General features: G+C 49.2%; 20 protein-coding genes and 1 tRNA gene. All 21 read left to right on the top strand.

What is annotated here, in order from left to right:
* The first annotated feature begins 55 nt into the window (after nt 1-55).
* The 21 genes from accB (at nt 56) to WC592_03545 (ending at nt 19250) form a co-directional block, all read left to right on the top strand.
* Entirely contained in the window at nt 56-502 is a 447-nt protein-coding gene (accB, locus tag WC592_03645) for an acetyl-CoA carboxylase biotin carboxyl carrier protein (GenBank protein ID MFA4981545.1), read from the top strand.
* A 41-nt stretch (nt 503-543) separates the two neighbouring features.
* Entirely contained in the window at nt 544-1893 is a 1350-nt protein-coding gene (gene accC, locus WC592_03640; protein ID MFA4981544.1) for an acetyl-CoA carboxylase biotin carboxylase subunit, read from the top strand.
* A 32-nt stretch (nt 1894-1925) separates the two neighbouring features.
* Nucleotides 1926-2315, top strand: coding sequence for an Asp23/Gls24 family envelope stress response protein (locus tag WC592_03635; GenBank protein MFA4981543.1), 390 nt, complete (start codon nt 1926-1928; stop codon nt 2313-2315).
* A gap of 25 nt (nt 2316-2340) precedes the next feature.
* A complete protein-coding gene (gene amaP / locus WC592_03630; protein ID MFA4981542.1) occupies nt 2341-2946 on the top strand; it encodes an alkaline shock response membrane anchor protein AmaP in 606 nt (201 codons plus the stop codon).
* Nucleotides 2947-3072: 126 nt separating this feature from the next.
* Nucleotides 3073-4104, top strand: a complete 1032-nt coding sequence (locus WC592_03625; protein ID MFA4981541.1) for an ATP-dependent 6-phosphofructokinase — start codon at nt 3073-3075, stop codon at nt 4102-4104.
* Nucleotides 4101-4667 (top strand): SIS domain-containing protein, encoded by a 567-nt coding sequence (locus WC592_03620; GenBank protein ID MFA4981540.1) that lies wholly within the window; start codon nt 4101-4103, stop codon nt 4665-4667. The genes WC592_03625 and WC592_03620 overlap by 4 nt, the downstream gene beginning before the upstream one ends.
* A 1-nt stretch (nt 4668) precedes the next feature.
* Nucleotides 4669-5139 (top strand): D-glycero-beta-D-manno-heptose 1-phosphate adenylyltransferase, encoded by a 471-nt coding sequence (gene rfaE2 / locus WC592_03615; protein MFA4981539.1) that lies wholly within the window; start codon nt 4669-4671, stop codon nt 5137-5139.
* Nucleotides 5136-5582 (top strand): thiamine-phosphate pyrophosphorylase, encoded by a 447-nt coding sequence (locus WC592_03610; protein ID MFA4981538.1) that lies wholly within the window; start codon nt 5136-5138, stop codon nt 5580-5582. Before rfaE2 ends, WC592_03610 begins: the two co-directional genes overlap by 4 nt.
* On the top strand, nt 5527-6159 hold the full coding sequence (gene thiE / locus WC592_03605; GenBank protein MFA4981537.1) for a thiamine phosphate synthase: 633 nt from the start codon (nt 5527-5529) through the stop codon (nt 6157-6159). Before WC592_03610 ends, thiE begins: the two co-directional genes overlap by 56 nt.
* The gene (gene thiC / locus WC592_03600) at nt 6160-7437 is read left to right on the top strand and encodes a phosphomethylpyrimidine synthase ThiC (GenBank protein ID MFA4981536.1); all 1278 of its coding nucleotides are present in this window, start codon (nt 6160-6162) and stop codon (nt 7435-7437) included.
* Nucleotides 7438-8337, top strand: a complete 900-nt coding sequence (locus tag WC592_03595; GenBank protein ID MFA4981535.1) for a PfkB family carbohydrate kinase — start codon at nt 7438-7440, stop codon at nt 8335-8337.
* Nucleotides 8338-8359: 22 nt separating this feature from the next.
* Nucleotides 8360-8433, top strand: a tRNA-Gly gene (locus WC592_03590).
* Between the two features lie 392 nt (nt 8434-8825).
* Entirely contained in the window at nt 8826-9494 is a 669-nt protein-coding gene (locus WC592_03585) for a LysM peptidoglycan-binding domain-containing M23 family metallopeptidase (protein MFA4981534.1), read from the top strand.
* A gap of 52 nt (nt 9495-9546) precedes the next feature.
* Nucleotides 9547-11232: an ATP-binding protein gene (locus WC592_03580; GenBank protein MFA4981533.1), complete on the top strand. Its 1686-nt coding sequence runs from the start codon at nt 9547-9549 to the stop codon at nt 11230-11232.
* Nucleotides 11229-11714, top strand: a complete 486-nt coding sequence (locus WC592_03575) for a metallophosphoesterase family protein (protein ID MFA4981532.1) — start codon at nt 11229-11231, stop codon at nt 11712-11714. Before WC592_03580 ends, WC592_03575 begins: the two co-directional genes overlap by 4 nt.
* Before the next feature lie 57 nt (nt 11715-11771).
* On the top strand, nt 11772-12599 hold the full coding sequence (locus WC592_03570) for a thymidylate synthase (protein MFA4981531.1): 828 nt from the start codon (nt 11772-11774) through the stop codon (nt 12597-12599).
* Nucleotides 12600-12610: 11 nt separating this feature from the next.
* A complete protein-coding gene (locus WC592_03565) occupies nt 12611-13078 on the top strand; it encodes an HIT domain-containing protein (GenBank protein ID MFA4981530.1) in 468 nt (155 codons plus the stop codon).
* A gap of 20 nt (nt 13079-13098) precedes the next feature.
* Complete coding sequence (locus WC592_03560) at nt 13099-14250, top strand: deoxyguanosinetriphosphate triphosphohydrolase (GenBank protein MFA4981529.1); 1152 nt, start codon at nt 13099-13101, stop codon at nt 14248-14250.
* 63 nt (nt 14251-14313) lie between these two features.
* Nucleotides 14314-15834 (top strand): HD domain-containing phosphohydrolase, encoded by a 1521-nt coding sequence (locus WC592_03555; protein ID MFA4981528.1) that lies wholly within the window; start codon nt 14314-14316, stop codon nt 15832-15834.
* Nucleotides 15835-15862: 28 nt separating this feature from the next.
* Nucleotides 15863-16123, top strand: a complete 261-nt coding sequence (locus WC592_03550; GenBank protein ID MFA4981527.1) for a hypothetical protein — start codon at nt 15863-15865, stop codon at nt 16121-16123.
* A gap of 31 nt (nt 16124-16154) precedes the next feature.
* Complete coding sequence (locus WC592_03545) at nt 16155-19250, top strand: ATP-dependent DNA helicase (GenBank protein ID MFA4981526.1); 3096 nt, start codon at nt 16155-16157, stop codon at nt 19248-19250.
* Nucleotides 19251-19253 lie beyond the last annotated feature (3 nt).

The following is a 19253-nucleotide window of genomic DNA, read 5'->3' as shown; positions in this document are numbered from 1 at the left end:
AAGTCAGACTTAATAACTATGTTGGTTATGCCGATATTAGAAAGTGAGGGCGCTGATGTACATTAAAGAAATAAAAGATATGATCAACCTTATGAACGAGAACAACCTTACTGAACTGGAGATAGAAAAAGAGGGCGTGAGGATAAAACTCAGGAAGGGATCGAACGGCTACGATAAAGCGGTCGAGTTTGTGACGCAGCCGATCGCGGCGGCAGAGCCTAAACAGCAGCCTCTGGCCGCGGAAAAGGTCGAGAAGAAGAACGTGTTAGAGATAAAAGCGCCTATGGTCGGGACTTTTTACAGGGCGCCGTCCCCGGAAGCGCCGCCTTATGTCAATATGGGGGATATCATTGAGCCCGGGCAGGTGATATGCATCATCGAGGCAATGAAGCTCATGAACGAGATAAAGAGCGAGGTGAAGGGCAAGATAGTCGACATACAGGTCGATAATGCGGAGCCGGTCGAGTTCGGGCAAGTGTTGTTCGTGATAGAACCGGCGTAATTAAGCATCAGCCATCAACGCTGACAGCTGAAAGCCAAGCTATGTTCAATAAAATATTAATAGCGAATAGGGGTGAAGTGGCGCTCAGGATAATAAGGGCGTGCAAAGAGCTCGGCATACGCACCGTAGCGGTCTACTCGCAGCCCGACATAAGCAGCCTTCATGTAAAATATGCCGATGAGGCGATCTGTATAGGAAGCGCCGCAAGCGCGAACAGCTATCTCAACATACCGAGCATCATAAGCGCCGCGGAGATAACGGACGTCGAGGCGATCCATCCCGGATACGGTTTCCTGGCGGAGGACGCCCACTTTGCCGAGATATGCGAATCGTGCAAGATAAAATTTATCGGACCTACGCCGGAGAACATACGGCGCATGGGAGACAAGATGGCCGCCAAAGACTCGGCCAAAAAGGCGGGCGTTCCCACTATCCCGGGCTCCAAGACCGTTGTGAAGACGAAGGAAGAGGCCCTGAAGGTTGCCAAGGAACTGGGATATCCGGTCATAGTAAAGGCTGCCGCAGGCGGCGGCGGTAAAGGGATGCGCATATGCCATAATGACGTCAGGCTCATCTCAGCCCTCCTGACAGCGCAGCGCGAAGCTGAGGCAGCGTTCGGCAACCCCGCCGTATATATGGAAAAGTTCATAGAGAAGCCGCGTCATATCGAGATACAGATACTTGGAGACAGACACGGCCACATAATCCATCTCGGCGAAAGGGATTGTACCATACAGAGGCGGCACCAGAAACTTATCGAAGAGACCCCGTCTCCCATCCTCGATGACAAACTAAGGAAGAAGATGGGCGAGGCCGCAGTCAAATGCGCTAAGAGCATAGGTTACCTGAACGCTGGCACCGTTGAATTCCTGGTAGATGACAACAAGTCGTTCTACTTCATGGAGATGAACACCAGGATACAGGTCGAGCATCCGATCACAGAGGCAATCACAGGTATCGACCTGATCAAGGAGCAACTGAGGATAGCATTCGGTGACAGGGTCCATTACAAACAGGACGATATAAAGTTCAGCGGCAGCGCGATAGAATGCCGGATAAACGCGGAAGACCCGGACAATGATTTTATGCCGTCGCCGGGCAGGATAACGACATTAAATTTGCCCGGAGGCCGCGGCGTAAGATTAGATACGCACGCATATTGCGGATATGAGATATCCCCTTATTACGACTCGATGATAGGCAAGTTGATCGTCCACGGCAAGAACAGGACCGAGGCTATAAGTATCTGCAAACGCGCGCTGGATGAATTCACTATAGAGCCGATCAAAACGACGATTTCGTTCCATAAAAAGGTGATGAACAACCCCGCATTTATACGCGGAAAATTCTCGACAGATTTTATCGAGACCCTTTTCCAGAAAGCGGAGTGACCTGCACGGTCATATCGGAGGGATCTTCAGTTATGAGCAAAGAGCATACGCATAAAGAAAGGACCACCGACCTCGGGATGGTAAGGATAAGTAACGAAGCCATCACTGCCATAGCGTCCATCGCTGCCTTGGAGGTCAGGGGTGTTTATAAGATGGGCGGGGGGATACGCAGGACCATTTGCGACGTATTCTTAAGAAAATCATTCGGGGGCGGCGTAAGGATACAGACCAAGGAGAGCGAGGTCAAGTTGACGGTCTTTATACTGGTGGAGTACGGTGTTGACATACCGCGCATAGCCGACGAGGTCCAGGAGAACGTCAAACGCGCGGTAGAGAAGATGACCGGGCTGGTATTGTCGGAAGTTGATGTGGCTGTCGAAGGCGTACGCCTCCCCGTAAGCGCTGATAAGAAAAAAAATTAACGGGTTCAAAGAAACGGAGGTATTTATGAGATTCGTAAATGGGTTGATACTGTTTTTTTACACGCTGGTATTCCTCCTGATGGGCGGCATTTTGATAGTCGTCTCGTTGAACATGATCCCTCCGGAAATGGTGGTCGACGCGATTAACTCCGTTTACGCGACGGCCAATATAAGGTTGATACTTGGTATCACGGGCATACTGATCATCTTCATAAGCCTGATGGTCGTGCAGTTAACGATGGGAAAGTTCCAGCGGGAAAGGACTATAGCTTTTGAGAATCCGGATGGCCAGGTCACAATATCATTGTCCGCTATCGAAGACTTCATCAAGAGGGCCATCAAACAGATGCCTGAAGTCAAGGAGTTGAAGCCCAATGTACGGGCCGGCAAGAAAGGCATAATCATAGTGAACAAGGTAACGCTTTTCTCGGACATTCATATCCCCGAGACGACCGAGAAGATACAGAACGTGGTCAAGTCGCGCGTGCAGGACATGTTAGGCGTCGATGAGCCTATCAATATAAAGGTCCACGTCGTAAAGATCGTCCATAAAGAAGAGACGCATAAGGATACGAAGAAAGACGACAAGGCGCAGCAGTACAAGGGCAGCATCGAATACGGTAATTTTTAAAAGAAAAAATGTAAAAGTAAAAAGGCAAAAGTATAGTGTCCGTCGGACCTAAATATAAATGTCGCGATAGCGACACATAACTTTTACCTTTTTCCTTTTGACTTTTTACTTAAGGAGGAAGTGATCATGAAGAGAGTTGGAGTTTTGACAGGCGGCGGGGACTGCCCGGGCCTGAATGCGGTTATACGCGCCGTTGTGAGGAAGGCTGTCGAGAACAAGGTCGAGGTCGTGGGCATAAAGAACGGCTGGAAAGGACTCATATCGGCAGATACCATGGAGTTGGGAGTCGATTCTGTCGCAGACATACTTTGGAAAGGCGGGACAATCCTTGGGACTTCGCGGACGAATCCTTATAAGAACAAAGAGGACGTCGCTAAGGTTATCGACACATATAAGAAGCTGAAACTGGATGCCCTTATCGCTATAGGCGGCGAGGATACGCTCGGTGTCGCTAACAAGCTTAACAAGGAAGGACAGGGGGTCAATGTTGTCGGCGTTCCGAAAACTATCGATAACGACCTCAATGCGACCGATTTCACGTTCGGATTCGATACGGCTGTGAACATAGCCATGGAAGCCATAGACAGGATACGGACTACGGCCGAGAGCCACCACAGGGTAATGGTCGTCGAGATCATGGGCCGGCATGCAGGCTGGATAGCCCTCTATTCGGGCCTTGCGGGAGGGGCCGATGTCGTCCTGATACCCGAGGTGCCCATAGATATTGATGATGTATGCGACACACTCAAGAAGTGCCGCGCGAGAGGCAAGCTCTATTCCATAGTAGCGGTAGCCGAGGGCGCGCAGCCCAAGGCCTCGGACCTTGTTACAAAGGAAACGAAACTCGACGCCTTCGGTCATGTCATGTTGGGCGGCATAGGAGAGCGGCTGGCCGGCGAGATACAGAAGCGCACCGGAATCGAGACACGCTCAACGGTGCTTGGACATATACAACGCGGCGGCTCTCCCACAGCTTTCGACCGTGTTCTCGGGACGAGGTTTGGCGTAAAAGCGATGGAACTCGTGTTGGCCGGCAAGTTTGGTTATATGACGAGCCTTTCGGGGGCAGAGATAAAAGACGTCCCTCTCCAGGAAGGCGTAGGCAAACTAAAGACCGTTGACATAAAATTGTATGAATTGACCAAGACATTCTCATGATAAATAAAATAATCGAGATAATAAAAGAGAGTATTGAGGTAAAAAAAAGCCTCTCCGGTAGTGCAGCCGCTGATATTGAAAAAGCGGCCAAGGTGATCATAGCATCTCTGAAGGCAGGCGGAAAACTCATTGTATTCGGGAACGGCGGAAGCGCCGCCGACAGCCAGCATATCGCCGCTGAACTGGTCGGCAGGTTCAAGAAGGAGCGCAAGGCTATGGCTGCGGTCGCATTGACGACAAATACCTCGAACCTTACAGCCATCGCGAACGACTACGGCTACGGCGCGTCTTTTGCAAGGCAGGTCGAGGCCTTAGGAAAGAAGGAAGACGTCGCTCTAGGCATATCCACGAGCGGTAATTCAGAGAACGTCATCGCAGCCATAAGGAAGGCCGCCTCTATAGGGATAAAAACAATAGGTCTCACAGGCGCTCCCGGCGGTAAACTCAAAGATGAATGCGATATCTCGATAGTTGTAGGCTCAAAAAATACGCCAAGAGTGCAGGAAGCGCATCTGGTAATATGCCACGTCTTATGCGAATTGATAGAAGGGGCTATCTCCTGACATGGAACACAAGGTAAAATCGGCGCAGGCATTAAGCCGTATACTATCCGGATTACGATCACGGGACAAAAAAATAGTCTTCACCAACGGCTGTTTCGACATATTACATGCGGGCCATGTCGAATACCTGAAGATGGCTAGAGAGCTGGGCGATATCCTGGTCGTGGGCATCAATTCCGACGCATCCGTAAGATCGATAAAAGGGGCCTCGAGGCCGATAAACGCTCAAGCCGACAGGGCTAAGATCGTAGCCAGCCTTTATTTCGTAGACTTCGCCGTCATCTTCAACGAGAATACGCCCGAAAGGCTGATAAAAGTGTTAAGACCGGATGTCCTGGCCAAAGGCGGCGACTGGAAACTGAAAGATATCGTGGGAGGGGATTTTGTAAAGGCTCACGGCGGACGGGTGGTCAGCGTTCCCTTTCTAAAAGGCTACTCCACTACATCCTTGATAAAAAAGATGTCAAAATGAATAGGATACTTAAAAAAGACATTTTGCGCATACTCGATGCCAACTTCAACAGGTCTCGGGAAGGATTGAGGGTATGTGAAGAGATAGCGCGTTTTATGCTCGGCTCCCCGTCCATAACATCCGAATTGAAATCCGCGCGCCACGGGATATCTTTCGTCATGAAAGGCCTACCCGACGGCTTCGGCAAGCTTGTCGAGTCGAGGGATCCTGAAGGGGACATCGGAAGGGCCTCCAGGTACAAAAGCGAGATGAACAGGGTGGGGCCATGCGACATATTCTGCGCGAATATGGAGAGGGTCAAAGAATCCCTCAGGGTCCTGGAAGAGTTTCTTAAATTGGTCGATAAGAAGGCTTCGGGCAGGTTCTCTACATTGAGGTTCAAGGTTTATGGGATCGAAAAAAAGGCTGTTAAAAGGATCCTCGCTTTACGTGATACTCGATAGGGATCTTTTGAGTGTGAAGAGGCTCCTCGCAACGGCAGAAATGTCGGCTAAGGCCGGGGCGGATATATTTCAGCTTCGTGATAAGAAGTCCTCTTCCCAGGATATGATAAAGACCGCCAGGGCATTGAAGAAGATAGCCGATAAATACGGCATTCCACTTATCATCAATGACAGGCCGGAGGTTGCCTGCGCGATTGACAGCGACGGCATCCATATAGGACAGGGAGACTTCGGCGTGACTACCGTGAAGAGGCTGGCGGGAAAAGATTCTTTTGTCGGCGTATCCGTTAACGATATAAAAAAAGCCGGAAAGGCGATATCCGAAGGCGCCGATTATCTCGGCGCCGGGCCCGTATTTATGACACCCATCAAGAGCCGCCGTAAGGCCTTCGGATTTAACAACCTTTCCAAGATGATTAAATACAGAATACCGGTTTTTGCGATAGGCGGAATAAAGAATAGCAACATACGCAAACTCTCAGAGAAGGGATTTAAAAAGGTGGCCGTCATCAGGGCGGTATGCCAGTCGCATGATCCTTTCCGGTCTGTCAAGGAACTGAAAGGATCGCTTGTCTAAATGACGCAATTAGAGATCGCCAGAAGCGGTAAGATATCGGGTCTCATGAGGCGTATATCCGCGATAGAGCGGATAGACGCGGATGCTGTCAGAAAAGGCGTAGCCTGCGGCACGATAGTAATACCCAAGAACGAGCGCCGCCGGATATCGAAACCTTGCGCGATAGGAAAAGGTCTTTCTACAAAGATAAACGCCAATATCGGCACCTCAAAAGATTCATCCGACATATCTCACGAATTGAAGAAGCTCCGTCTTGCCGTAAAATACGGCGCCGACACCATAATGGACCTATCAACCGGCGCGAAGGTCGGCAAGACCCGGAGCAGGATTCTTAAAGAGTCCGAGATCCCGGTCGGCACGGTCCCGATATACGAGATCGTTATAAACGCGTTAAAAGATAGCGGCTCCATAAGCTCCATTACGCCGGACGATATATTTTCGGTCCTGGAAGCTCAGGCGGAAGAGGGAGTGGATTTTTTCACAATACACGCCGGCGTTGTAAGAAAAGCCATCGACGCGCTGCGCCGCGACGGCCGCATCCTGGATATAGTAAGCAGGGGCGGCGCATTCATAGCGGACTGGATGCTGAGGAACAATAGAGAAAACCCCTTCTACGAACATTTTGATTGCATACTGGATATTGCGAAAAAGTACGACGTAACGTTAAGTCTCGGCGACGGCCTGCGTCCGGGCGCCATAGCGGACGCAACCGACACTCCGCAGATACTTGAACTCTTAACGTTGGGAGAGCTCCAAAAGAGGGCCGTTAAGAGGGGTGTACAGGTCATGATCGAAGGGCCCGGCCACGTCCCGATAGACCAGATAGAGACGAATGTAAACCTGGAGAAAAAGATTTGCAGCGGAGCTCCATTTTATGTTCTAGGCCCTCTCGTTACCGATGTCGCCCCCGGGTATGACCATATTACGGGCGCTATAGGCGGCGCGCTGGCTGGAAGTTTAGGCGCAGACTTCCTCTGCTATGTAACACCGTCGGAACATTTGAGACTGCCGTCGCTCGAAGACGTCAAAGAGGGCGTGATCGCCTCCAAGATAGCGGCCCACGCCGCCGACATTGCAAAGGGCGTAAAGGGCGCTGCTCAATGGGACAGAGATTTTTCAAATGCGAGGCGCCAGAGGAACTGGAAACGCCAGTTCGCCCTTGCCATCGATGATGTGAAGCCAAAAAAATACAGGGGCGCTTCAAAACCAGGGACGCGGGATGTATGCACTATGTGCGGCGAGTATTGTTCGATAAAGATGTCGGAAAGGTGCCTTTAGATGAGTATCTTAGTCGTAGGTTCCGTCGCCATCGATTCCGTAAAGACGCCTTTCGGCAAGAGGGACGAGGCCCTGGGCGGCTCGGCAACGTTTTTTTCCGTAGCAGCATCTTTTTTCTGTAAAGTCCGGATAATAGCTACGGTCGGCAGGGATTTCCCGAAAAAATATTTCGACCTGTTCAGGAAGAGGTCCATAGGCATCGAAGGGCTCCATGCCGTCGACGGGAAGACCTTCAGGTGGAAAGGCGTTTACGATTTCGACCTTAATACAGCGCATACGATATATACGCGCCTGAACGTATTTAAGGATTTCAAGCCCGAGATCCCGGATACCCTTAAAAAATCACCGATACTTTTTCTTGCCAACATAGACCCGGAACTGCAATACGGCGTTTTAGGCCAGATGTCCGGACAGAGACTGGTTGCCTGCGATTCCATGAATTACTGGATCACGCACAAGAAGCGGGCGTTCGAAAAGGTTGTTAAAAAAGTCGATATATTATTATTGAACGACGCCGAGGCCAGGCAGTTCACCGGCCGCTCGAGCCTGATGAGGGCCGCGAGGGAGTTAGTGTCCATGGGTCCGAAAGCGGTCGTCATAAAAAAGGGTGAGCATGGTGTTATCTACTTTTCTAAAAATTCTCATTTTATCGCTCCCGCATATCTCCTCGATGACGTGTATGACCCCACAGGCGCGGGGGATACATTCGCCGGAGGCATGATGGGTTATTTGAGCCGCTCAAGGCGCATAGACGAGCCCAGTATTCGTAAAAGCATAATATACGGAAGCGTGCTTGCTTCTTTCGCTGTTGAGGATTTCAGTGTAGATAGACTGCTTAAGCTATCGTTTGCCGATATCGTAGCCAGGTACAGGCATTTTGAAAAGATAACGAAATTTTGAAAGAGTAAAACAGTGTCAAAACGCGAGCGTAGTTCAATGGTAGAATACCAGCTTCCCAAGCTGGTCACGGGGGTTCGATTCCCCTCGCTCGCTCCAAATTTCGCCATAGTTTAACTCAAGCGAAATTTGATCCCGAGGAAGTTGGAGTTAGACTATATGCTGACGAGGGACTACATATGAAAAGAATGGTATCAAAAGCTGCAGGGAATCGAACGCCAAATTGCGCCGACCTTACGGAAGGAAAAGGGCTATGCCCGACAGCGACCGAGGACTTAATGTCCGAGGAAGTGCCGAGGCCTCCGGACGAGGCCAATTTGGCCGCCCGAAGCGAGGCTATGACGAGCGGAGGGGCGATTCCCCTCGCTCGCTCCAAATTTCGCCATAGTTTAACTCAAGCGAAATTTGATCCCGAGGAAGTTGGAGTTAGACTATATGCTGACGAGGGACTACATATGAAAGGGCTGATGTTACTAGAGTAACCTTTATTTATGAAAAAAATATCATTAATTCTTCTATTTATCGCGCTTTTATCGGGTTGCGCTACTGCTCCGGTAGCTCATTACACTCCCAGCGCCGCGCCGGTATCTACCGGAGCGCTGAGATATACGGTCAAGAGCGGCGATACTCTTTGGAGTATATCCAGGGTATACGACATAGATCTCAAAACGTTATTACACGCAAATTCGCTCCAGGGTTCGACATTGATCAGCACAGGACAGGTGCTGTTGATACCCGGCCGCGTTAAAGAACGCGCCTCCAGTGTATACAAACCGAGCACAAAAGACACGTTTATCTGGCCCGTAAGGGGCCGTGTTGTTTCGCCGTTTGGCGCAAAGATAGGTAAGGTCATAAACAAAGGCGTCGACATTGAGGCTCGCGAAGGAACAAGCATACTTGCTTCGAGGGCCGGGAAGGTCGTATACTGCGACGCGTATTTAAAAGGTTTCGGGAAGACGGTGATATTGGACCATGGTGACAGATACCAGACCGTCTATTCCTACAATTCAGAAATACTGTCAAAGGTAGGAGATGAAGTTACGCAGGGTTATGTGATAGCAAGGGTCGGCAGGACGGGCCGGGCGCAGGAGTCCTGCCTCCATTTCGAGATACGCAAAGACGGAGAACCTCAAAACCCGGCATATTATCTGCCGCGTTAAATAGCTTTCAGCTATCAGTTGTCAGTCATCAGCGCTGACAGCTGAAAGCTGAATGCTTCCGCCAAAAATATTGGCGGATCCGCTTTCGGCGGAGAAAGCTTATTTCATGTTCAGTGAACCGACAATAGGCGAGAGATTTTTTGGTCGACAGGAGATACTCGATCTGCTCAATAAGCGTGTCTGGGCCCTTAAAGACGGGTACAGGCAGAATATAGCGCTCACAGGCCAGAGTCTGGCGGGAAAGTCCTCCATAATACTCCATTTCCTCCATACGATAAAGGAAGAAGGTTTCGTGCCGGTATATGTCGAGGTGGTAAGAGAGAACTTCAGGTCCTTCTCGAATAAGTTCATAGCGACCATGCTCTACAACTCTCTGGTCAAGGCCGGAGAAGATGTGCCCGTCGAAATGGATGCCCTTCTGGAAAGGGCGAGGGATGTATTCCCAAAAACAAGCCTTGCCATAAAACATGTAAATTCATATTCGGATCACGGTCAGCTCGATGAGGCGTACATGGGTCTCTTGGGGCTGACGTCCGTCATGAAAGAAGAATCCGGGCAATCCTGCATAGTCATACTGGACGAATTCGACAACCTGGAGCTCCTGGGCATAAAAAATCCTTTCCTGAATTTCGGGAAGGTTATCATGGTGCAGAAAGATACGATGTATATAGTATCGAGCTCACGCAACAGGGCCATCAAAAAGATCATAACCGAGAAGCTGTCGTTATTGTTCGGTAATTTCGAAGTGGTCAGGGTGGCCAACTTTGACTTGAGAACGTCAGGCGAATTCATCGATATGAAATTGGGCGGGGTCGACATTGAACCCCCGCTAAAGAAGTTCCTTATCACGCTTACCGACGGAAATCCTTTCTACCTGGACAAAATAGCGTCTCGCGCAAAAGATCTCGCGCTTGAACGCATGTCGAGCTATGTTGACAGGGAGGTCCTGGGCGGCGCCATCCTCGACCTCGTTTATAATGCTAACGGCATAATTCACCAGTATCTGCTCAATTTTATCCTGAATCTGTTGGACACGCGGCACAGGGACAACTATATATCTATCCTCGTAGCTATCGCCAACGGCCGCAATAAACAGGCTGATATCGCCCATGCCCTTAAGGCGAAGAAGACCGACATATCTAAAGGCGTCGATTTCCTTTCGGAGCTCGGACTTATTTCAAAGAACGGCGTATTCTTCAGGATAGACGATGCGATGCTCGAATTCTGGTTGAAATACGTTTACCAAAGAAGGAAAGACCTGCTTGTAGACGGGGCCTTCGATAAGATGGCCCTGTTTGCCGGCGACATAAGGGAGTGTCTGGACCATTTCCTGAAAGAATTAGAGAAGGGAGTGCCCCAGCGTCTAGCCGAGCTTTTCAACCTGTTCGGGAATGAGCTCGTAACGATCGAGGCGAAAAATGTGCGGCTTCCTCATTTCACCAGAGTCGAAGTAAGGACTTTTCCCGACTCCAAACTTTACATATCGTGTTCGTTCAGGGGCAACGTTTGGATCGTGCAGCCATACGAGCATGACATCACCGAAAATGACGTTATAAATTACATAAAGAACGTGAAGTCGTCTAGTTTAAAAGTATCCAATAAAGTGATGATATCGCTGAAAGGTATAGACGAGAACGCAAAACTTCTCGCCAAGGAATTGAAGATATCCGTATGGGATTCATCTACCGCCAATACGTTGTTGAATTTTTATGGCGAAAAAAGGATAGCCATTTTATGAGGATAGTAGTGCTGTCGGATACCCACATTCCGCGGGTAACGCAAGACCTGCCGAAAGAGATATATGATTCGATATCCGAAGCGGACATGATCATACATGCGGGTGATTTCATCGAAAAGGATTTTTACCTGAAACTAAAAGGAATGAAAGAGACGACGGCGGTGTACGGAAATATGGATGCCATGAACCTTGGCGATCTATTGAACCGAAAAGAGGTGATACAGGCCGGAAAATTCAAGATCGGCCTGATACACGGTTATGGCGCGCCGAACGATATGTTGCAGGCAGTTAAGAAAGAGTTTACCGATGTAGATGCCATCGTATTCGGCCATACCCACATACCCTTAAATCTTGTTAAAGACGGCATCCTGTTTTTCAATCCCGGAAGCCCGACCGACAAAGTCTTTGCGACAGTGAATTCCTACGGGATATTGGAAATAACGGACAAGAAGATAGAAGGCAAGATCATAAAATTAAGGTAAGAGGAAAAAGTCAAAAGCTAAAAGTATAAGCCTTTTACATTTAATTCAGGAGTAGACATGATAAATGAGATACCTGTAATAAAAGTTGAGGGCCGAACATTACCGGAAGCGTGGGAAAAAGCTGTCATGGCTGCCTGGAAAGACGGCCTGAACATCAAGACGGAATACGACAAAACGGACGACCCGATGAGCCGGGATTGCACAATGATAATGGTCGTCTCCGAGCCTATGAGCGAGCCGAGGATACATAGGGCTTTCCCGGGCGGGTTGGAAGACCTTGAGATATACCGCCAGGAGGTCGTCCTTGGCATACACGATTATTGGATAAAACCTGAAGAAGGGAAATGGACATACACATACCACCAGCGGCTGGCCAACTTCAGAGTGGACGGTATGGACATTGACCAGATCGACTACATCATTAAAAAGCTTATCCAGACGCCGTATTCACGCAGGGCCCAGGGCATAACATGGAATCCGGGAACGGATCCGCTGACCGACGACCCGCCGTGCCTTCAACGCATATGGTGCCGGCTGACGAAGCTTCCCGACGGCAAATATGCGCTTAACATGAATACGCATTGGCGGTCAAGGGACGCCTACAAAGCCAGCTTCATGAATATATTTGCGCTTACAGACCTTCAACGGGTCATCGCCGAAGAAATATCTAAGGGGCTGGGCGCTGAGGTCCGCGTAGGCAGATACGTAGATATAAGCGATAGCTTCCATATATACGGAAGCTATATTGAAGACTTTAAGAAATTCCTTAAGACGGTTAACGAGCGGTCATTCGAGGAACGGACATGGCCTACGGAATTCGCTAAGCCGTTCTTCGAGGACGCGCGTGCCAAGCTTGAGAACGAGAAAACTATTGTTAAAAAATAAAGGGAATAGACGTGGATAGATTATGGGCGCCATGGAGAAGTAAATATATGCACCTCAAAAAGAACAAAAAGTGCGTCTTTTGCATAGATAAGAAGGCCGAAGACAAAAAATATCATATCATCGCCAGATCGAGCCATTCTTTTGCCATGCTAAACATCTACCCCTACAACAACGGCCATGTCATGGTAGCGCCGCTAAGGCATGTCAAGAGCCTGGAATGCCTGTCCGGCGAGGAACTGCTCGACCTGATGAAGCTGGTAAATAGGGTCACATCGAACATAAATAAGAAGATGAAGCCGCATGGACTTAATATCGGGATGAACATAGGCAGGGTCTCCGGGGCCGGATTTCCGGGGCATCTTCATATACATATCGTTCCGCGATGGACAGGCGACGTCAACTTCATGCCGGTAACAGCCGGCGCCAAGATATTATCGGAATCGCTTGACGCAGTCTTCAAATTGCTGCGCACAAAATAGGGCTCGCAAGGGGCCGTCAAATGCAGAAACGAAGAGATCTTGAGAAGAAAGAAGAATTGCTGTCGCCTTACGCGCAGAAGAGCCGCCTTACTAAAGGCAGGCACTATAAGGAAGAAGAACATCCATACAGGTCCTGCTATCAGCGTGATAAGGACAGGATAATCTATTCTACCGCTTTCAGGCGCCTCGAATATAAAACCCAGGTATTTGTGAACCATGAAGGCGATTATTACAGGACGCGCCTGACCCATACCCTGGAGGTCGCGCAGATCGCAAAATCCATTGCGCGCGCGCTTCGTCTCAACGAAGACCTGGTAGAGGCTATAAGCCTGGCGCATGACCTCGGGCATACGCCGTTCGGCCATTCCGGCGAGGACGCGCTTCATGAAATAATGAGAGAGCGCGGCGGCTTCGACCACAATGCTCAGGGGCTGCGGGTAGTGGATCATCTCGAAGAGAGGTATCCTGATTTCCCCGGGCTAAACCTTACCTATGAAGTGAGGGAAGGCATAATAAAACACTCGACGCCTTATGACAGGCCGCGGCCTATTATACCATTTGAATCAAAGGGTTCGCCGATACTGGAGATACAGGTAGTGGACATCGCCGACGAGATAGCTTACGACAACCACGACCTCGACGACGGCATAACGAGCGCCCTCGTAAAGGAAGAGGACTTAAGGCGGGTCAGGCTATGGACCGAAAAGGATAAGGAAGTCAGGAAGATGTACCCGCATCTGAAGGACGAGATAAGGAAATACCAGATCATCCGCGCTCTCATCGACTGCCAGGTGACGGACGTCCTGAACCAGACAGAATACAATATTAAAAAGTTCAAGATACGGAAGCCGCAGGATACTGTAAAGATACCCGAGAGGGTGGTTGCCTCGTCAAAACAGATGCAGCCGCTTAGAAAAGCGATCCGCGATTTTCTCATGGAGAAACTTTATCAGCATTACAGGGTAGTCAGGATGTCGAGCAAAGCATACAGGTTTATCACGAGCCTTTTCAATATCTACCTCGATAAGTCGGAGCAGCTTCCTCCGACCACACAGAGCAGGTTGAAAAAAGAAGATAAGCACCGCGTAATCTGCGATTACATAGCGGGCATGACGGATCGGTACGCGCTCGACGAATACAAGAAGTTTTTCGAACCGTATGAGAGGGTGTGAACCGGGCAATGCGCCTTAAGCCTATTGACATGCGTCAAAAACAGCACTATAATCAACTCTCAGATGAAAGAAAATAGAGATAGTACATACCAGAATGAGCTCTTCGACAGGCTGAGAAGGAGCGTGGGCCTGAAGAAGGAAGAGGAATGCATAGGCTGCATCATAAAACCTACTACCTGGTGGCTAGTCGAAAAACCAAATCCCAAATATTCCGACCTGGAAACGGTTATCCAGGGCAACTGCCAATGCTACAAAAGATCCGATACAGGCAACAGGAAAAAATGCATTGATACCATTTTGTGCATAATCAAGAAGGCTTCGGAGACGAGGGTTCTAACCAGGTTCGAATGCGCCGACGGCCTTCACGGTTTCGTGTATCCTCTCGTACAGGGCGATAGGCTGTATGGTTATTTAGGCGTATGCTATGCAAAAAAGGACGTTTCAGAACAATTGCTCGATGTCTTTACCGCATTCACGGATACGATCGTAAGGGAAGTCCAGAAGGAGCTTGAGCTGTCAAAGTTGTATGAAACAATACGGCCTCGCGCCATTGCCCTATCCACCGTTCACACGGTCCACAGGCTTATAGGCTCTACGCTGGATTTAAATGAGCTTCTTCCCCGGATCGCCAGGCTGTCATTGCAGATCATGAGAGCGAACAGGTGTTCTATAAAACTGGTCGACGCGAAGAGAAGGACGCTCCTGCCTAAAGCGACGGTAGATCTCAGAGAAAAGAAATCCCGTTTAAAAAAGGTCCGGGTAGGAAAATGGGCTCCCGGCAAAGCGGTGAAGTTCGGAAGGCCCATAAGGGGCGAGAACTATCTGGCAACACCATTAATAGACGAGGACGTGATAGGGGTTATAACCCTTTACGATAAAGTCGACAATAAACCGTTCACCGCATTCGACCAGGAAATAATGGCGACCATGGCGGAACAGGCGGTAATCGCTATTAAGAACGCGGAGCTTTACAAGGACCAGCAGAGACTTACGATGGGCAGTATCAAAGCGCTGGCGAAAGTGCTCGATACGCGCGCGCCCGGCACCTATGTTCCACAGGCGTCATTCCTGAAGATAACCCTCGGTATGGGGCAGGAGCTGCATCTGGAAGGGGAAGACCTGAAGAGCCTCGAATACGCGGCCATCCTGCACGACGCCGGCGAGATAGTAGTGCCTGACAAGGTGCTTTCCAAACCGACGAAGCTTACCGGCAAAGAGTATGAGATAGTTAAGGAGCATCCAATTGTCGGGGTCGAGATAATCAAGCACATGAAGGCGTTAAAAACGGTCGTCCCGATAATATTATATCATCACGAGCATTATGACGGCTCCGGCTATCCCAAGGGATTAAGGAAGGACCAGATACCGCTTGGCGCGAGGATAATGGCTTTGGTAAGCGCGTTTGAGGCAATGATAACAAAAAGACCTTACAGAAAAGCAAAAACGATAGACGAGGCCATAGGAGAAATAAGGAGAAACTCCGGTACGCAATTCGATCCGAAAGTAGTGGATGTATTCCTGAAAGTCATGAACAGAAAAGATATAAGGTCGATGCTTGAAAAGGAGTTATACAGGACACATTAGGATCTTCAAACCTGGAGGAAAGAGCGGGATGGATATCGATAAAATTGCCAAATCCGAGACACACGTAAAGATAATAAGGTTTTTTCATGAAAACCAGGCTTCTATAGATACACCAAGAGGAGTGGCAACCTGGGTAGGAGGTGAGCGCGCCAAGGTAAAGGACGCCCTCGAAGACCTTGTTAAATCAAATATCCTTGTTGCTCATCGCGCAACGTCTACTACGGGTTACAGCTACACGCGTGACAGCAAGCTCATATCGCAGATAGAAAAGCTCCTTAAGAAAAAATAGGCCCGCAAGATAAAAACACCCCCTTGAATATATGAAAGAATATATTAAATTCTATAATCAATTGAACCCGCTGCAAAGATCGGCCGTTGACGCTGTTGAAGGCCCCTTGCTGGTACTGGCAGGCCCCGGCACCGGAAAGACACAGTTGCTTTCCGTAAGGGCGGGCTCTATACTGCAAAGCGGAAAGGCAAGGCCCGAGAATATCCTCATATTGACATATACAAATTCAGCCGCCAAGGCAATGAAGGAGCGCCTCGCCGCCGTCATAGGCCCTCAGGGATATGATGTCGAAGTCGGCACTTTCCACAGTTTCGCCAACTCTATCATCCAGGAGTCTGAAGACGCCGCCAATTATGTAGAGGACAGGATACAGATGGATGACGTCGAACGGATGAGGGTCATCGAGTATATACTTGACAATACAAAGGGCGTAGATGACATACGCCCGTTCAGGGCGCCGTATACTTATTTAAAGGAGATACTGAATAAAATAGGAGACCTGAAAAAAGACGGCATAACACCGCGGGAACTTGACGATTACCTGAAAGACGCTAAGAGCCTGTATAAGGAACTCGATGATAAATACGTAAAACGACTGCGCGCGTTCTCAATAGTCTACGCCAGGTACGAAGAGCTAAAAGCGGGCAAGTCAAAAGATATATTCGATGAACGCGGAAGGTATGACTTCGACGATATGATAATATTTGCCACAGAGGCACTCAAGAAAGAGACTGCCCTGCGCGAAGAGTACCGCGACCAATACAAATATATCATGGTGGATGAGTACCAGGATACGAACGGCGCGCAGCTGAAACTGCTTTTCACCCTTTTCGGCAAAAAAGGATCGAACCTTGCCTGCGTCGGCGACGATGACCAGTCCATCTACAGGTTCCAGGGCGCCAGCGTAGGTAATTTTAAGCTTTTATGCAAGCAGTTTCCCGGTATTTCGGTAATTTCTCTTAAAGAAAATTACCGATCATCCAAAGAGCTGATAAATATATCCGGCAGGATAATTAACCTTATACCCCACGCGGAACGTATGGGTGAAAAGACCCTGCAAGCAAAAAAGGATTACCGAAACACAGAGATATTATTCAGGGAATTCACAACCTCCGAAGAAGAACTGCTGTATATCGTAGACAAGGTCCGGGAGCTGAAGGATCATATCGAAGCCGACCGGAATCTGCCGGAAGAAGAGCGAGCCCATCCTTACAATAATATAGCCATCCTCGTAAGGAAGCGGAGTGATATACTCAAGATAATAGACGCTTTTTTAAAGGCCGGGATCCCTTACGCTACCGATGGTAAAGAGGATATAAGCGGGGAAAAGCGCGTCAAACAGCTTCTCGATGTCCTTGACCTGGCCTACATAGACCCCGGAGAGCACGGATTAAAGGACCTTGCCCTTTACAAGGTCCTCACGGCGGACTATTTCCGCATACCCCATTCGGACGTCCTGACGTTCTTAAGCCATGTAAACGCTATTAACGCGAAGAAGGGAAAGGGGAGGGTAACCGTTCTGGGAGAATTGTTGAGATATTTCTCCAGGGACGATAAAGAGTTGAAATTCCAGGAGTCGGACAGGCTTAAGCATGCCGCTGGTGTAATAGACAGGCTGTTGACAGATTCGCGCACGAGGTCCGTCCATACGATATTGATGGATTTCGTTAAAGAGGCCGGTATATTCAAGCATATACTTTCCGAATATGACGGTAACGATATCCTTAAGATCCGTCAGCTCAGAGGGCTCACCTCTTTCGTGAATATGGTAAAGGCGAGCGACGTGGCAAACCCCGCGATAAGGCTGGATGACTTCATGCTTGAGATGAAGACTCGGAAAGAGCACGGCCTTGCCGTTCAGGGTAATCTCGTGACCTTAACTCAGGCCGGCGTCAGGGTCTATACTGCGCACGGCTCAAAAGGACTGGAATTCAATTCCGTCATAATACCGTTCTGCCTGCACAATAAGAATTGGCCTTCCAGGCCGCGTCCCGATATGATCATACTTCCGTCCGATCTTTTTAAATCTAAAGAGGAGGTGCGGGGGAAGGAGAAACTTAAAGAGCTTGCTTTACAGGATGAGACCAGGCTCTTCTATGTGGCGGTTACCAGGGCAAAGTCGCGTCTGATATTCACAGCCAGCCCGACGGAGGACGCGGTTCCCAGCCGCTATTTAAGCGCTTTGGACATAGCGCAGGAATCTCCCGAGAATGTCAAGGAAGAGGAACTCCTCGAAAAATCGCTGGAGACCACGGACCTTAACGATCCTTTTGTCGGGACCGAAGAGGTTCTGAAGGACATGATCGGGAACTTGACATTGAATCCGACAAGGCTCAATACATATATGACATGCAGGCGAAAATTCTTATACAATGACGTATTAAAGCTCCCCGGCCCGAAGAAGAAGAGCCTGGTATTCGGGAATTGCGTCCACAAGGCCCTGGAAGATACCTATAAAGCATTCATGAAGAATAGAAAATTTCCGAACTTTTCTTTCTTTCTGGAATGTTTCAAGAGCGAACTTTCTTTTCAGGGTGTCGACGAGGTTATGGAGCGCGACTGTTTAAACAAGTCCGATACTCTCAAAGGCTGGTTCGAGATCGCTTCAAAGGATCCCGTTATGCCGATAGGGCTCGAGAAGAAGCTGCTCATAACAGTCGGGGATAACATAATATTTACCGGTAAATACGATAAGGTCGAGCCCGAAGACAAAAAAGCCGGATTAGTGAGAATACTCGATTATAAGACGGGAAAACCCGATAATCACCTTCGCGACATAGAAAAGTCGCGTGACCCCTCAGATCCCGAGTGCGATGGTTATTTAAGACAGCTCGTATGCTATAAACTGCTTTTCGAAAGAGATAAAAAAGAATCAAGGGGCATGCATGTAAGCCATGGAGCCCTCGTATTCATAGAACCGGTCTCGACGCCGTTGAAAGCACAGGGTTATAAAAAAGGCGACTATGTCACAAAGTCGGTGGCCATTTCGGACGAAATGGTGGATTCCCTCGAAGAGCTCATCAAGCAAGCAGCGGGAGACATCCGGGGCCTGCGGTTTGAGAAGCTGGTCATGCGGGACGATAAAAAATGCGGGATGTGCGATTTCGATCCTATATGCTGGGGATAAAGT

The organism is Candidatus Omnitrophota bacterium (genome assembly GCA_041648975.1).
GTDB lineage: Bacteria > Omnitrophota > Gorgyraeia > 2-01-FULL-45-10 > 2-01-FULL-45-10 > JAQUSE01.
The sequence above is the reverse complement of the archived record's forward strand: the minus strand, read 5'-3'. Positions and strand labels throughout refer to the sequence as shown.